16 protein-coding genes and 1 pseudogene are annotated in these 14,224 nt (G+C 61.5%); 8 read left to right on the plus strand and 9 right to left on the minus strand.

Going from position 1 to position 14,224, the window contains the following annotated elements:
* Positions 1-171: 171 nt before the first annotated feature.
* The gene (locus tag ACIGJG_RS05670; RefSeq protein WP_011297312.1) at positions 172-1,080 is read right to left on the minus strand and encodes a LysR family transcriptional regulator; all 909 of its coding nucleotides are present in this window, start codon (positions 1,078-1,080) and stop codon (positions 172-174) included.
* A gap of 106 nt (positions 1,081-1,186) precedes the next feature.
* Here ACIGJG_RS05670 and ACIGJG_RS05675 point away from each other — a divergent pair, with 106 nt between their 5' ends.
* The 5 genes from ACIGJG_RS05675 to ACIGJG_RS05695 all read left to right on the plus strand — a co-directional run bounded on the left by ACIGJG_RS05675 (position 1,187) and on the right by ACIGJG_RS05695 (position 4,581).
* Positions 1,187-1,753 carry a malonic semialdehyde reductase gene (locus ACIGJG_RS05675; protein ID WP_011297313.1) on the plus strand — a complete coding sequence of 189 codons (567 nt, stop codon included), beginning with the start codon at positions 1,187-1,189 and terminating at the stop codon, positions 1,751-1,753.
* A gap of 136 nt (positions 1,754-1,889) precedes the next feature.
* A complete protein-coding gene (locus ACIGJG_RS05680; protein WP_041679536.1) occupies positions 1,890-2,078 on the plus strand; it encodes a hypothetical protein in 189 nt (62 codons plus the stop codon).
* A gap of 26 nt (positions 2,079-2,104) precedes the next feature.
* A complete protein-coding gene (locus ACIGJG_RS05685; RefSeq protein WP_041679537.1) occupies positions 2,105-3,064 on the plus strand; it encodes a VOC family protein in 960 nt (319 codons plus the stop codon).
* A gap of 50 nt (positions 3,065-3,114) precedes the next feature.
* A complete protein-coding gene (locus ACIGJG_RS05690; RefSeq protein ID WP_207206577.1) occupies positions 3,115-3,510 on the plus strand; it encodes a YciI family protein in 396 nt (131 codons plus the stop codon).
* A gap of 201 nt (positions 3,511-3,711) precedes the next feature.
* Complete coding sequence (locus ACIGJG_RS05695; protein WP_011297317.1) at positions 3,712-4,581, plus strand: fumarylacetoacetate hydrolase family protein; 870 nt, start codon at positions 3,712-3,714, stop codon at positions 4,579-4,581.
* 472 nt (positions 4,582-5,053) lie between these two features.
* Here the strand turns inward: ACIGJG_RS05695 and ACIGJG_RS05700 are convergent.
* The 6 genes and pseudogenes from ACIGJG_RS05700 to ACIGJG_RS05725 form a co-directional block, all read right to left on the minus strand.
* Positions 5,054-5,246: pseudogene (locus tag ACIGJG_RS05700) on the minus strand (hypothetical protein); the annotation flags it as partial.
* Positions 5,227-5,709, minus strand: coding sequence for an ArsI/CadI family heavy metal resistance metalloenzyme (locus tag ACIGJG_RS05705; protein WP_041679538.1), 483 nt, complete (start codon positions 5,707-5,709; stop codon positions 5,227-5,229). The gene ACIGJG_RS05705 and the pseudogene ACIGJG_RS05700, both read right to left, overlap by 20 nt.
* Before the next feature lie 11 nt (positions 5,710-5,720).
* Positions 5,721-6,044 (minus strand): ArsR/SmtB family transcription factor, encoded by a 324-nt coding sequence (locus ACIGJG_RS05710; protein WP_011297319.1) that lies wholly within the window; start codon positions 6,042-6,044, stop codon positions 5,721-5,723.
* 228 nt (positions 6,045-6,272) lie between these two features.
* Entirely contained in the window at positions 6,273-6,620 is a 348-nt protein-coding gene (locus tag ACIGJG_RS05715) for a chemotaxis protein CheB (protein ID WP_483672864.1), read from the minus strand.
* A gap of 431 nt (positions 6,621-7,051) precedes the next feature.
* The gene (locus ACIGJG_RS05720; RefSeq protein WP_258234456.1) at positions 7,052-7,834 is read right to left on the minus strand and encodes a hypothetical protein; all 783 of its coding nucleotides are present in this window, start codon (positions 7,832-7,834) and stop codon (positions 7,052-7,054) included.
* Positions 7,835-7,859: 25 nt separating this feature from the next.
* Positions 7,860-8,138 carry a DUF1488 family protein gene (locus ACIGJG_RS05725; RefSeq protein ID WP_011297321.1) on the minus strand — a complete coding sequence of 93 codons (279 nt, stop codon included), beginning with the start codon at positions 8,136-8,138 and terminating at the stop codon, positions 7,860-7,862.
* 230 nt (positions 8,139-8,368) lie between these two features.
* Between ACIGJG_RS05725 and ACIGJG_RS05730 the strand changes: the two genes are divergently transcribed.
* From ACIGJG_RS05730 to ACIGJG_RS05740, 3 genes are all read left to right on the plus strand, one after another.
* The gene (locus ACIGJG_RS05730) at positions 8,369-9,208 is read left to right on the plus strand and encodes a universal stress protein (protein ID WP_140953525.1); all 840 of its coding nucleotides are present in this window, start codon (positions 8,369-8,371) and stop codon (positions 9,206-9,208) included.
* Between the two features lie 272 nt (positions 9,209-9,480).
* Positions 9,481-10,311: a universal stress protein gene (locus tag ACIGJG_RS05735; protein WP_011297323.1), complete on the plus strand. Its 831-nt coding sequence runs from the start codon at positions 9,481-9,483 to the stop codon at positions 10,309-10,311.
* Positions 10,312-10,324: 13 nt separating this feature from the next.
* Entirely contained in the window at positions 10,325-11,683 is a 1,359-nt protein-coding gene (locus ACIGJG_RS05740) for an MBL fold metallo-hydrolase RNA specificity domain-containing protein (protein ID WP_140951912.1), read from the plus strand.
* A gap of 39 nt (positions 11,684-11,722) precedes the next feature.
* On the opposite strand, the gene ACIGJG_RS05745 is transcribed toward ACIGJG_RS05740, so the two are convergent.
* Together ACIGJG_RS05745 and phbB are read right to left on the minus strand one after the other, a co-directional pair.
* The gene (locus ACIGJG_RS05745) at positions 11,723-13,498 is read right to left on the minus strand and encodes a PHA/PHB synthase family protein (RefSeq protein WP_140951914.1); all 1,776 of its coding nucleotides are present in this window, start codon (positions 13,496-13,498) and stop codon (positions 11,723-11,725) included.
* Complete coding sequence (phbB, locus tag ACIGJG_RS05750; protein WP_483673054.1) at positions 13,495-14,205, minus strand: acetoacetyl-CoA reductase; 711 nt, start codon at positions 14,203-14,205, stop codon at positions 13,495-13,497. The genes ACIGJG_RS05745 and phbB overlap by 4 nt, the downstream gene beginning before the upstream one ends.
* Positions 14,206-14,224: the final 19 nt, after the last annotated feature.

Raw genomic sequence — 14,224 nt, forward strand, 5'->3', positions numbered from 1 at the left:
ATACCTCGCAAGCGATTTTTTCAATACATATCCATCACCCAATAGCGATGAATCGGCGTTGCCGGAGGAATGTTGTCGGCCTCGGCATCGGTGCACGGATAGCTCGCTGAGATCCCGCAATCGTTCGAATATCTCGACGACTATGCAACAACCATGACTTGCGACGAAGCTTTACATAGGAGCCGCGATCGGTTCACCCGCCAGGAGCTGCACCGCCCGCTCTTCGAATGATGAGAGCTCGCTTCCCCTGATGCGCGAGATGACAAACACCAGGGGGCCGATGTGCCATGCCCGGCGACGGATTTCGACAAGACGCCCCTGAGCCAGATCTTCAGCGACTAGATCCGCAGGCATGTGCCCCCAGCTAAGCCCCGCTAGCAAGAGGTCACGTTTTGCCCCGAGGTCGTTGACGAGCCATTGGCGCTCGCCTGCCACTCCCTTCTGGCTCGTCTCTGCGCTCGGCTGGTTGTCGGTGACCACCAACTGCACATATTCGCCAAATTCATCCTGGGCGATTGGTCGGCTGATACCGGCTAACGGATGGGTCGGCGCACAAACGGTGACAAGCGGCGTTTCGCAGAGCCAGTGTCGCTCGATAGCGCTTTTCTTGATCTCCGGCACGTCAGAAATGGTGACTGCAAGCGAGCAGTCACTTGCTAATACCAACGCCTCACCACCCTGCATGGTTGTCATGTGGAGGTTGATGGCAGCCGTCGGCGATTCGGCTTCGAGCACACGCAGGCAGTCGATCAGGCGCTTCCTCGGGAAATAGGTGTCGACGGCGATCGAGAGCCGCGGCACGCCTTCTGCGGAAATCGACTTCGCCCGGTTCTTCATGTCTTCCGTTCGTGTAATGACGGCTCGGGCATCGGGGATAAGGCTGCGTCCAGCAGCGGTAAGTTCGGCCCTTCGGGTGTCTCGCTCGAAAAGCTCGACGCCTAGCGCAGCTTCCAAAGCGGAGATCGCGTGGCTCACCGCGGATTGGGCCCGCCGAAGCCGGCGCGCCGCGCCCGTGAAGCTCTTCTCCTCACATACGGCGATAAAGGTACGAAGCTGGTTGATGGTGACGGTGTCCAGCATGTCATCTAATCGTTAGATGGGAAAGATCAAAATTTAGTCACTTTTGCGGATGAGTCAAGTCTCTTATCTTTCTTACCACCCCCAAAATTACCGTGAACGGCACATCATGATGAAAAGCCGACTGCCCTCCGCATCTCTTACCAGCTGTTTCGGCTCGCGAGAGCCTACAACGAGTATTCATGAACGTTACGAATTGCTCAAGTGGGGTCCTACCTCCGCCAACAGCTGCCCGGCGCGCTTCGTCTGGGTCAAGAGCGACGCCGGTAAGGCCAGACTTGCCGCGCTCGCGGCGGAGACGAATCGCCCCAAAATTCTCTCGGCGCCGTTGACCGTCATCATTGGCCATGACTTTGGTTTTCCGGACCTGATGCCGCGGTTATTTCCGGCTCGCGGCGACATGCTGCGCAACATGTTTAGTGAACCGCATATGGCCGAGATCACGGCGACGCGCAACGGCACGCTTCAGGGGGGCTATTTGATCATGGCCGCCCGCGCACTTGGTCTGGATTGCGGCCCTATGTCTGGCTTCGACAACGCCGCAGTCGATCAGGAGTTCTTCGCGGACACGGGCATTCGATCCAATTTCATCTGCTGCCTTGGATACGGAAAGCCGGACACGCCCTTTCCGCGCAACCCGCGGCTGATCTTCGAAGAGGCCGGACGGTGGGCATGATTCGCCCCGATCATCATCCGTGTTGTTGCTTGACCCCATGCCAACCCAGGCAGCGCTTCAAAGCGAGTCGCGCAGGCTAGGGCGGCCTATCCACGCAATACCCTCACACACTAAATATCAGGAAAGGAGACTTGCCATGAACATCGGTTTTATAGGTGCCGGGACCGTGACAAAGGTATTCGGACGTCATTTGGTACAGAAGGTGATTAACAGCGTTGGCGTCGTCGCCATCGACCTGGGCTCCATTGCCGAGCGCAGTGCAATGCATGAAGCAGGCGCGCCGTTATCGGGTCTCGACCTCCACTTTGTGAAACGCCTTCGTTAAGTATGCAGGAACCAATAGAGGTGACTATGGATAATGGAGAACCCGACGCACGTGCCGCGATTCATTCAGTCGATCATTTTGCGCTCAACGTTCCGTCAATTCGCGACGCGCGGGAATTTTTTACAGCCTTCGGGTTAGCGGTCAGCGAGGTAACTAAAGATCGCAGTACCGAGCTCGAGTTAAGGGCGCTCGACGGCCATCGCTGGGCGAGAATTCTTCCGGCATCGAGAAAATCATTGTCGTACCTCAGCTTTAGCTGCTTTGCCGATGACCTCGGAAAAATTGAACGACAGGTGCGGGAGGCGGGAGGGCGATTCAATGTCGACGTGGCCGCGCTGACCGATGGGCGACACCACACGGCAGACGGGCTGTGGTTCGAAGATCCCGACGGCAACCTAATTCACGTCAACACGGGGCCCAAGGTAACTGCGTCGCGAAAAGAGCCCTTCGGGCGAGTGGACGTCGCAGCTGACCGCCGAGGTTCTCATCCCCGGTCGCATGCTCGCGTGGTACGGCCGAGACGGATGAGCCATGTGTTGCTGTTTACTCCGGACACACTGCGCGCGGTCGACTTCTATGAGCGCTCGATCGGGCTGCGGCTCTCCGATAGATCCATGGACCGCGTTGCATTCATGCACGCCGTACACGGTTGCGATCACCATCTCGTAGCTTTCGTCAAGAGCGGGGGGAAGGGGTGGCACCACGTGGCCTGGGATGTCGCTGGCATTGATGACGTGGGCGAGGGCGCAGCACAAATGGCTGCAGCGGGCTATCGTCGTGGATGGGGTACCGGGCGTCACGTGCTCGGGTCGAACTATTTTCACTATGTCATGGATCCGTGGGGTTCCTTTTGTGAATATTCGGCCGACATCGATTACGTGACGGCTGGCGTGTCGTGGTCATCCGGCGACTTTCCTCCCGAGGACTCCCTGCTTCTGTGGGGACCCGATGTCCCGGATTACTTCACGAGGAACACGGAGTTGTAGTTTGAAGCGAGGCATTTCAAGATTTTAAATCGCTATTTGAATTGGAGACGATGATGGAAGCCACACGAGTTACCCGTGAGCAGGTTCTTGAAGCCAGCAAGGGCATGCTCCAGAAGCAGTTTTACGTCGTTTTTTCGAAGCCGACGAATGGTATCGGCCCCGTTATGGAAAACGTGCCGGTTCATCTTGAGCATCAGCGAAAAATCGAACGAGAGGGCATTCTGGTTGCCGCCGGCCCTCATTGGACCGACGACGAAAAGTTTTGGGACGGCGAGGGAATGTTCGTGATTCGCGCGTCCTCTACGGAGCAGGCGCGCGAACTAGCCGCAGCGGATCCTATGCATCAGTGCGGCGCCCGCTCATTCACAGTCCGCCCATGGCTCGTCAACGAAGGCCGCCTTGACCTGCGAATTGAATTCTCGACCGGGAAGATGACCCTGGACTAATGGAAACAATCTGTTTCGAGTAAAGAGTTTCGGAGATTGTTGAGATTAATCGGCGCGCAAAGCGCCATGACCACGACTCACCCGTGGTGCTCTTCGAAAGCGTGGAGCGAGTACCTGACGCGTCAACGAAGGATCGTTAGGGCATGCGCGTTAGCGCACGCGATCCCTTGCCATCCTTTGCCTTTTTTCAGATGAACCACTATGAAGCTCGCCACATTCCAATTCCGCGGATATCAATCCATTGGTAAGATCGAAGGTCAACAGATCATCGATCTGCCCGCGAGCGATTGCAGTCTGCCTCGTACCATGCTGGAGTTCCTCCAAGGCGGCCGCGCGCCCATGCAGCGCGCGCGCGACCTGCGTATCGCTGACGCCGTCACCTACCCGCTCGCAGATGTGCGACTCGACGCTCCCGTGCCGAACCCGTCAAAGTTTCTTGCGATCGGCATGAACTATCGCCGTCATGTCGAAGAAGCCGTCGCTGCCGGCATCCAGGTGCCAGACAGCCAGGTCTGGTTCAGCAAGCAGGTGTCGTGCGTAAATGGGCCGTTCGACCCGGTGCAGATGCCGAAAGTGTCCGACAAGCTCGATTACGAAGCGGAGCTTGGTGTCGTTATCGGCCGCCGCTGCCGTCACGTGTCGGAGGAGGACGCGGCGTCAGTCGTCGCGGGCTATGTCATCTGCAACGACGTTTCAGTGCGCGACTGGCAGATGCGCTCACCGACCATCATGCTCGGCAAGTCGTTCAACACGCATGGCCCCTTCGGCCCGTGGCTTGTCACGCCTGACGAAATCGCCGATCCGCATGCGCTGCGGCTGCGCATGATCGTGAACGGCGAATGCCGCCAGGAGGTCAACACTGGGGAGATGATCTACAACATCTGGCAACAGATCGCTTATCTGTCGACAGTGATGACACTCGAAGCCGGCGATGTCCTCGCGACGGGCACACCGTCAGGCGTCGGCGTTGCCCACAAGCCGTCGCGTTTCCTGCGCGTCGGCGACGTGATGCGCGTCGAGATCGACGGCGTGGGTCACATCGAGAACGTCGTTGTCGCTGAGCCGGTCTGACTGAGGGAGCCAACCGTGGCACGAAAAGTACACTCCGACCTCAATCCTGTTGAAGTGCCTGCCTTATCCGAGTTCATGACGGACGACATCTTGACTCCTGGCCGATAACTGCTGCCCTCTCAAATGGAGACGACTGCCTATAGAAAAAGACCAGCCAAGGGCTTGACTCTCAATGCCCCATAGAAGTGTGTTGCATCGACCAGTTGAATCCTCAAACACCATCGGTCATTGGGATGGCAACTCATTGATCGAGCGAATCAGGACTGGCGCTGTTGTTCAAGTAGCTGGCCGCCCGGCTCTCCAAGGCTCATGGCATGAGCTCGGCAGAAGCCCTCGAGATATCGCAGTTTGCCCACTACAACGGCGTTATGGGCAACGTGACCACGCCATGGACGGATCGCAATGTCGTGTCGTACCACAAGGGGATATGGGCGGATCTGCGTCGGATCGGCAGCGCGGCGGACTTCAAGGAGACCGTCAGCTTCAAGAGACGGTTCACGCCCCCGCTCGGGTGGCTACCAGCCGAAAAGCCCCTGAAGCGGCCTTGTCCGAGATGGTTCAGCAGGCCCTCGGCACGAATCGAGTGGGCCGAGCTGCCTGCAGATGGACAGGACGTTGTAGGCTCTTTTCGTTACGGTTGCGCTCCTAGCAGCAAGAAGTGTCAGATTTCACGGCAATGCCGAGTGCCTTGCCACGCGGCGCGCGGGGTGGACAGCAGGCGGAGTTCGTCGCGGTTGACTCGTCCTGCTTGCTTTCGCTGAAAACGGGGATGTTGGCGAGCGAATGGAAGTGCTCCCATGCAATCCCTTGCGGGTCGGTGATCCAGTGTTTGTCACTGCGCGCGTAGCAGCAGGTCGTCGCGCCTTCGTCGAGCACGGCCATGTCGGCTGCTTCGGCGCGTGCTTTCAGCTCGACCAGCTCGGCAGCGTCATCCACCTGGAACCCGAGATGGTCTACGCCTGCGTGATCCCCTCGTGTCGAGATTGCGAAATTGATGCGCGGATCTTCCAGCATCCACTTCGCATAGTCGCTCTCCACTCGCGTCGGCTCAGCCGCGAAGAGCCTCGAGTAGAAGGCAATGCTCTTGTTCAGGTCGTCGACGTGGAGGTGAATGTGAAATCGCTTCATGGCAGTTTCCGTCAGCATTTGCAGGAGATTTCGCTCACATCAAGGCAGGGCCCGCCCTGACAACAGTTGGCCGTGAGGAAGCCCAGCAGCGCATTCATCTGATCGAACTCCGCCCGATAGATCAGATTTCGGCCCTCACGCTGCGGCGTCACCAGGTGCGCGTGCATTAGCTCCTTCAGGTGGAACGACAGCGTGGTGCCCGGCACGTCGAGCTGTTCGGCGATGACCCCGGGGGTCAAACCTGCCGGACCCGCAACCACCAGCATCCGGAAGACTTGCAGGCGGAGGTTGTGTGCCAGGGCGGCCAGGGAACGGACAATGTCTTGTTCTTCCATATTTCCACTTTATTAGAAAGATGAAATAAAGGCAAGTGGCTTCGCGCGACATGACTCATTAGGAGCTTGACGTCCCCGCTCGTAGGCGCTCGGTGCTGCGTGCCACCGGTCTTTAGTGTCTGCACATAATGCTCGCGCCGCCTGGCGCACACGCAGGGACACATGAGCCTGGCGAAAGGCATGTCCCGCGCCGCACCGAAACCGCGGCAATCCCTTGTCCTGCAATTGTTAGAGTACGCACTGGCAGGCTGGACAGTTGAGGTCAGTCGGAGCACTCAGTTCTCGCTGCCGCCGCCAGTCTTCGCTGCCCGGAACGTTCGCGGCGATGCGGCATTCGATCGCCATGAGTTCATCGAGGCCGCAGTCTCGCGGCACAGGATGGTCGGCCGCCAGGTGCATGAAGAGCTCTGCCATTTCATCGAGTTTGCAACAGTAGTCCCCTTTCACGTGTGCGAGCGCACTGCGAGGCATGGACGGCGAAGCAGCTTCCAAGGGGGCCGGAATGATCGCAATACCTCCGCGGTCTTTAATGGCAATCAGTCCGGCCGTGCCGTCGTTGAGTTCGCCAATCAGCACGACGCCGACAACGGCATTGCCATACGTGGACGGATGGTGCGGGCGTCGAAGTCGAGACTTGCGCGAGCGGGTCAGATGTCTCCGTTGGCGAATTGCTCCTGTCCCGGGCGGCGGACTCCATCAGCGCAATTTGTTTTCTGAATTCCTTGGGCGGTCACGAGTCATTCAAAGTCGATGCGCTGTCTCTGCCTTGATGGATCCCTTTCCCATTCGAATCTGGTTCCACCCATGCGCGACGACTCGCCTCGATTTGCCGCAAGTGGGATCCCGGCAGGAATGAGATCGGGGATCCGGCTTTTCGCGTCGATCAGAGTGGTTTCCTCCGATCAGCGAAGCACAGGACCGTGATGTCCGGAACGGCCTTGCGTCATCCATGATGACGATTGGCATTCCGCACCGGGACCTGGCTTCGCAATGAAGTCACGGCGCATTCAAACTACCAGGCTGGCCAGGTCGGGCCACCACAGCATGCGCGCAGCGGCGCCATGCCTCGGCACCCGGAGGACGGTGTCAACCACGCTGCCATCGTATTCGGCGACCAGGCGATAGCGACCGGGGGTTAGCCGGAGCATTAGGAATGGGCCGTCGGCATACGTCTGGAATACGAGCGTGCCATTGGCGCTGTAGATATTCGCTTTCACCCCGGCGATCCATGCCCGTTGCTTGCCGGCGAAAACCAGGCAGAGATTGTAGAGGCCGGCGATGTCTCGCATGTCGATGGCCTGCGCCGGATCCGCGCTGCCACTGAAGTAGGCGACGCCGTTGGCATTCGTGGCCGACGCATAGGCATGGCGCGTTGCGGCATCGGAATCGTCCGGGGCCGGCGCGGGCTGACGCGCCGCATGCTGCCGCTTGAGCGCGGCGCAGGCGCCGACGCCAACGGGCATCTGCGCTTCACTCGCGACGCGGCCTGCTCGATCCATGCTGCCCTCATGCCCGATCCGTGCCACCTGTTGCGCATATCTTGCCGGCAATGGGATCGAGGCCGCCGAAGGTCCTGCACCGTTAGCCGCACGGCAAGTTGCCAGACACAGCAGAATCAGTGCCGACCGGCGGGCCAGCACAGTGAATGCCCGTTTCAAGGCGCCTCGCCCGGGCACGGCCGGGGCAGCGGCATGCGCGAGATCCTGTTCGGCAGGAGTGCCGGGGACCGCCCGCGAATTGTCGGAGCTTCCCGCGTGCGCACGTGGTGACCGTTGCAGTTCGATAGGCATGGCGATCGGCGAGCCAGCACTCGCACTAGGCGGAAAACCGGAAATGGCCACTATGCAGGACGATGCTATGTGCGCCCGTCATCTCGAACATGCTACGGGCGACGTTCTCGATGGCCTTGCGATGAGACGAAAAGGCGGAAGCCAGATCTTCATAGAGATACGACCGTGCCCCGAAATGGTCTTCCAGCGCCTCCGCCGTGATCTCGAAGGTGGCGGCGGCGCCGTCGATCTGTGCCGGGCACTGCAAGCTGGGACCTGCCGCGCAATAAGCCGGTACGGAATCGGGAAAGAGAATCTGGCTCATGGCGGCAACCTGCTCAACTGCGATGGATCCGGGCCGCTCCGCGTGCGGCGGAGTCCGATACCTGAAGGCTAGATGCCACGACACAGCAGGACTTGATGCTTATCAAGCCGGACGCGGGCTGGGCATCCTTGGCGGCCACCATCGCGAGCCTTGACGTGCGACAACTGCGCGGATGCGCTGCGACCTACATTGCAGATGCTGATGTATCACACCGTGCAACGGAGATTGCCATGGAATATGCCACCATCCTGGTTCACCTGGATGCCAGCCGCCGCACGCACCAGCGGCTGCACATCGCTGTCCGGCTGGCGCAGGACTTTCACGCAACGCTGATTGGACTGTTCGCGATGGGCCATGCGGATCCCAGTTCCATTCGCTATCTGGTCGATGGGGACCGCTACCTTGACTCCTATCGGGAATGGCATAAGCACATCGGCGAAGTGGCACGCCATGCATTCTTTGGCGCGACGGACGAACTGCTGATCCCGACAGAATGGCATGCGCCGGAGGGGGCTGCGGCCGACAGCGTGGTTGCGCAGGCCCACACGGCGGACCTGCTGGTACTGGGGCAGCACAATCCTGCCGACAAGGATGCCTTCGCTGGGCATCACTTCGTCGAGTCGGTGGTGCTGCAATGCGGTCGCCCGGTGCTGGTCGTGCCCTATGCGGGGGTGTTTCCGCATCCGGGGAAGAACATCCTCGTCGCATGGAACGGAAGCCGCGAGGCCGCGCGAGCCATTCATGATGCGCTGCCATTCCTGCGGCGTGCGCAGACCGTCGACGTTGTCGCCTGGAACCAGCTGGACCTGGCGCTCAATCCATGGCTCTCGCCGCCGCGCTATGCGATCGAATGGCTGGCCCGGCATCAGGTGCAGGCCACGCTCCACGACCTCACTGCGGCTGACGGTGACGATATAGGGCAAATGCTGCTGTCGTTTGCCGCGGATCAGGGCTCGGACCTGATCGTCACGGGTGCCTACGGGCACGGCCGGATGCGCGAGCTGGTGCTCGGCGGCGTAACACGTACGCTCCTCGAGTCGATGACCGTGCCGGTGCTGCTGTCGCATTGACGGATTAATGGGGATCAACATGGCCCTGAACGTTCATTCATTCGCGCGGTTACAGGTGACTGTCCGGCACTTGGTGATGTGGGGCGCCGTGATGTCCAGTTGTGCCTGCACGTCGGTACCCAATTTCTTGCGGCCGCCCACGCCGCGGGCGTCGGTTCCGATATCGGTGCAGGCCGTGTGCGCTTGCGGCGGCACCGGGCACTGGCGGTCCTGCGCGCTGTCCGCGAGATTCGCCGGATAGTTCGGGTGGTCGATTCCTGGGAGGGGGGCAGATGGACTACAGAACAGTACTGGTCGCGCTTGGCACAGATGACGGCTGCGAAGCGCGGGTGCGGATGGCAGCGGAGCTCGCCGCGCGGTTTGGCGGGCACGTGGTCGGGGTCAGTGCCACCGGCATACGAATGGATCCGCTTTTTCGCGCCGGAGAGGACGCAGCAACTTTCGCGGAACGCGCGCGCCGCAGGCGCCTGGCGCAAACGGCGGCGTCCGGCGAGCTGCTCGGTGAAACCGTCAGCCAGACGGCATACGGTACGCCATTTACGCACCATGTTGTCGAGGACGAGCTCGGTTGGGTGCTGGCGCAGGAAGGGCGCGTTGCCGACATCATCGTCATTGGCGGCTTGCTGCCTGCCGGAGACAGCACGATGCAGCGAACCGCGGAGTATGTGCTGCTGAATGCCGGCCGGCCGGTTCTGCTGGTGCCGCCTCGTCCCATGCCACTGCATGGCGTGCACATGGTCATCGCATGGGATGGCAGCCGTGAAGCGGCACGCGCCGTGGCCGACGCCATGCCGTTGCTGCTTTGTGCGGCCAGGGTAACGATTCTTGCCGTCTGGGACGAGAAGGGAAGCCCCGATGCCAACAGTGAACCGGTGGCGGGCTTGCGCCAGTACCTGAGGCGACATGGCGTCATTGCCGCCGTGCGTACGGAGCAGACTTCGGGAGATGTCGCCACCGTGGTGCTTGAAACCGTGTCCGTGCTCGGTGCCGGGATGCTCGTTGCCGGCGGCTATGGGCACTCGCGTGTGCGCGAACTGATACTTGGCGGCACGACCCGAACCCTGATGCACGCGTGCCCGGTCCCGCTGCTGCTGTCTCATTGATCAGGAGTCAAGCATGGAACTGCAATTCCTGGGGGCCACGGATTCCGTCACAGGCTCGAAATACATACTCGACACCGGCCACAGCCGCGTCATGGTTGACTGCGGTCTGTTCCAAGGCTTCAAGTCATTGCGATTGCGGAACTGGGATCCGTTGCCGGTTGACCCGGCCACCCTGGATGCCGTGATCCTGACCCATGCGCATATCGACCACAGCGGCTATCTGCCACTGCTGGTGCGCAACGGCTTCCGCGGGACCGTATTCTGCACCATGGGCACCGCGCAGCTTTGCGGCATCCTGTTGCCGGACAGCGCGGCACTGGCGGAGGAGGACGCCGAGTATGCGAATCGGAAAGGCTTCTCGCGCCACCGGCCCGCTTTGCCGCTCTATACCAGCGCAGACGCAGGGCGCGCGCTGCGCCGCCTGGAACCGAAGCCTTTCGGCACGCGATTCTCGCTGACGCCCGACATTGACGCCGAGTTTCACCATGCCGGGCACATCATCGGCGCCGCTGCGGTGACGCTGCATGCCGGAGGCCAGCGCATCGTGTTCTCGGGAGACCTCGGCCGGCAGAACGATATTGTCATGCGGCCGCCCGAGTTCATCCGCGAGGCCGATTGCCTGCTGGTCGAGTCCACCTATGGCAACCGCATTCACCCGGACGAAGATCCCCTCGATGCGATCGCCGGCGTTGTCGGCAACACGCTTGGCCGCGGTGGCACGCTGGTCATTCCGGCCTTTGCGGTCGGGCGCACACAGGCATTGCTGTATTGCCTGCATCGCTTGCTCGAAGAACGGCGCATGCCCGATATCCCGATCTACCTCAACAGTCCGATGGCCATCGACGCGACGCAGATCTTTGCCCTGCATCCCGATGAACTGCGCATCGACCGGGCCGCATGCGCGGCCGCGTGCGGACTGCCGATTCCGGTGCAGAGCATGGAGCAGTCGGTCTGGCTTAACCAGGATCGCGCGCCGAAAATCATCTTGGCGGGCAGTGGCATGGCGACGGGCGGACGTGTGGTGCACCACCTTGCCACCTTCGGCAGGGACCCGCGCTGCACCATTCTGCTATCCGGCTTCCAGGCACCGGGTACGCGGGGCGCGGCACTTGCGGGCGGGCAGCGCGAGTTGCGCATCCACGGGAAGGACGTCGCGATCCACGCGGCGGTCGAGCAGATCCATGGTATGTCGGCACATGCCGATGCCAACGAACTGATGACGTGGCTCAACGGGTTCCAGGCGCCGCCCCGGCGCGTATTCATCGTGCATGGGGAACCGGACGCCAGCGATGCCATGCGCCAGCGCGTGGAGCGCGGGCTGGGATGGCAGGTGACGATGCCGGAGTACAGAAAGACTTATCGTCTGGACTGAACCGAACGCTGCAGCCAGTTCAGCCGCTGGCACTGGCTGTCAGCGCTCGTGCACATACTCGCCCGGGGCATTGCACAGGGCATGCGGGGCCGGATCGCGGGCGCGGCACTGCTCGGACGACGCACGGGCAAGCCAGTTGCTCCATGCGGGCCACCACGAGCCAGCGTGGCGCTCTGCCTCGGCAAGGAACCGTTCCGGACTGCGGTACGGCTCGCCGGGCGCGCGCGTCGTGATCCGGAACCGCCGCCGCGGATGGTCGGGTTCGGAAACGATGCCCGCGTTGTGGCCCCCCGACGTGAGCACGAACGTCAGGTCCGTCCGTGCGAGCAGATGAAGCTTGTAGACCGAGCGCCACGGCGATACGTGGTCGTGCTCCGTGCCGACCATGAAGATCGGCCGGTTCAGGTCCGACAGCGCAACAGGGCCACCCCCGACACAGAGCTTTCCTTCGGCGAGTTCATTCGACAGGAACAGCTTGTGCAGGCATTCCGAATGCAGGCGGTAGGGCAGGCGGGTGGAATCCCGGTTCCACGAGATGAGGTCGTTGGCGCGCAGCCGCTGTCCCAGCAGGTACTCGCTCATCATGCGCGACCAGACCAGGTCGCGGGCGTTGAGCACCTGGAACGCCGAGGTCATCTGGGGCCCATCCAGATAGCCCTGGCTCCACATCAGGGCATCCAGCGTGTCTACGGCGCTCTTGTCGATGAACAGGCCGAGTTCGCCGGGCTCGGAGAAATCGGTCTCGGTGGCGAACAGCGTGATCGTCGCCAGCGGTTCACCGTCGGCATCGCGCGCGAGCTTCGCCGCGCACATCGCCAGCAGCGTGCCGCCCAGGCAGTATCCGGCCACGTGGATGTTCGCGCCGTCGCAATGTGCCTGCGCCGCGTAAACGGCGGCAAGGATGCCGTCATGCAGATAGTCGTGCAAGCCGCGGTCACGCGCCTCTGCGCCCGGGTTCTTCCATGAAATCATGAAGACCGTGTGGCCGCGGCTGACAAGGTAACGGACCAGCGAGTCGTGCGGCTGCAGATCGAGGATGTAGTACTTCATGATCCATGACGGCACGATCAGCACGGGTTCCCGCCACACCTGCGCGGTAGTGGGCGTGTACTGGATCAGTTCGAACAGCGGGTTCCGGAACACGATCTTGCCAGGCGTGACCGCGACATCCTTCCCCGGCAGGTAGGCCAGCGCCGGCGGCCGGGCGGCTGCACCTGGCAGGTTGCCGACCATGTCGGCGAAGTCTTCGGCCCAGTGCCGCATGCCCTCGATAAAATTCATGCCCGATGTGCGCTGCGCTTCGCGAATGACCGCGGGGTTCATCCACGGAATATTGCCCGGCGAGCACATGTCTATCCACTGGCGCACGCAGAATGCGGTCACACGTTCGTGGTGGCGCGACAAGCCGCTTACTCCGCTGGTCAACGACTGCCAGAGTGCCTCATTGCGAAGGAAGCTGTCGCGCCAGCAACGGAATGGCCAGGCCTCCCAGCCGTTGTCCGCGAAGCGCGAATCGGTCGTTGCAATGGCGGGTGGCGAATCGGCGAACGGCAGCCAGCGCACGGCATCCGCCAGGCACTGGCGTCCTGCCTCGGCCGCCGCGTTGGAGACCTTGCCCGGCGCAATTGCACACTGGATCAGCCAGTCCGCGGCCGCCAGGCCGAGCGAAATCAGCGATATACCGCCGGTGGCGCGTGCCAGTGCTGCGCGGACCTGCCGGTCGAAGTCCCGGTATGCCGGCTCATCCGAAACCGGCGGGCATTCTGCCACTGTTGCAGCGGCGATCGTCGCCAGGAACGCGTCCTTGGGTTTCATTGAAGGTGCTGTCCGCCATTGATCGGGAAGTTTGCACCAGTGACAAAGGCACTCTCCGTTGAGCTCAGGTAAGAAATCAGCGCTGCCACTTCTTCCGGTCTGCCGAGCCGGCCCATCGGAATCTGGGGAAGTACATGCTTATCGAGAATGTCGGCCGGCATGCTGGTCACCATGCGAGTCGCAAGGTAGCCCGGCGAGACGGTGTTCACCGTGACGCCCTTGCTGGCTAGTTCGAGCGCCAACGCCTTGGTAAAGCCATGCATGCCGGCTTTTGCCGCCGCATAGTTGGTCTGCCCAAAAGCGCCCTTGGATCCGTTCACCGACGAGATGTTGATGATCCGACCCCAACCGCGCGCAACCATGCCGTCGCATAGTGGCCGCGTCATGTTGAACACGGAATCGAGATCGGTGCGAAGCACCGCATCCCAGTCAGCCTTGTCCATATGCCGCAGGGTCTTGTCGCGCGTGATGCCCGCGTTGTTCACGAGCACGTCGACCTGGCCGGCTTCGGCCAGTGCCCGGGAGGCGCATCTCTGGCATGACTCGAAGTTCGCCACGTCCACCGGAAACGCCAGGAACTCGCGGCCCGCTTCCTGCTGACGTTCGAGCCAACTGGCAACATGGTCATTGTGTTCGGAATGGGTAACGATCACCTGCATGCCATCGGCCAGCAAGCGGATGGCAATGGCTTCCCCGAGTCCGCCCATTCCCCCGGTTACCAGGGCC

The organism is Cupriavidus sp. C1SS-2L (assembly GCF_057073735.1).

Bases quoted from the DNA above. Each gene is read 5' to 3' on its own strand.
- ACIGJG_RS05670 (WP_011297312.1), bottom strand. From the start codon at position 1,080: ATGCTGGACACCGTCACCATCAACCAGCTTCGTACCTTTATCGCCGTA.
- ACIGJG_RS05675 (WP_011297313.1), top strand. From the start codon at position 1,187: ATGATGAAAAGCCGACTGCCCTCCGCATCTCTTACCAGCTGTTTCGGC.
- ACIGJG_RS05680 (WP_041679536.1), top strand. From the start codon at position 1,890: ATGAACATCGGTTTTATAGGTGCCGGGACCGTGACAAAGGTATTCGGA.
- ACIGJG_RS05685 (WP_041679537.1), top strand. From the start codon at position 2,105: ATGGATAATGGAGAACCCGACGCACGTGCCGCGATTCATTCAGTCGAT.
- ACIGJG_RS05690 (WP_207206577.1), top strand. From the start codon at position 3,115: ATGATGGAAGCCACACGAGTTACCCGTGAGCAGGTTCTTGAAGCCAGC.
- ACIGJG_RS05695 (WP_011297317.1), top strand. From the start codon at position 3,712: ATGAAGCTCGCCACATTCCAATTCCGCGGATATCAATCCATTGGTAAG.
- ACIGJG_RS05705 (WP_041679538.1), bottom strand. From the start codon at position 5,709: ATGAAGCGATTTCACATTCACCTCCACGTCGACGACCTGAACAAGAGC.
- ACIGJG_RS05710 (WP_011297319.1), bottom strand. From the start codon at position 6,044: ATGGAAGAACAAGACATTGTCCGTTCCCTGGCCGCCCTGGCACACAAC.
- ACIGJG_RS05720 (WP_258234456.1), bottom strand. From the start codon at position 7,834: ATGCCTATCGAACTGCAACGGTCACCACGTGCGCACGCGGGAAGCTCC.
- ACIGJG_RS05725 (WP_011297321.1), bottom strand. From the start codon at position 8,138: ATGAGCCAGATTCTCTTTCCCGATTCCGTACCGGCTTATTGCGCGGCA.
- ACIGJG_RS05730 (WP_140953525.1), top strand. From the start codon at position 8,369: ATGGAATATGCCACCATCCTGGTTCACCTGGATGCCAGCCGCCGCACG.
- ACIGJG_RS05735 (WP_011297323.1), top strand. From the start codon at position 9,481: ATGGACTACAGAACAGTACTGGTCGCGCTTGGCACAGATGACGGCTGC.
- ACIGJG_RS05740 (WP_140951912.1), top strand. From the start codon at position 10,325: ATGGAACTGCAATTCCTGGGGGCCACGGATTCCGTCACAGGCTCGAAA.
- ACIGJG_RS05745 (WP_140951914.1), bottom strand. From the start codon at position 13,498: ATGAAACCCAAGGACGCGTTCCTGGCGACGATCGCCGCTGCAACAGTG.
- phbB (WP_483673054.1), bottom strand. From the start codon at position 14,205: ATGGGCGGACTCGGGGAAGCCATTGCCATCCGCTTGCTGGCCGATGGC.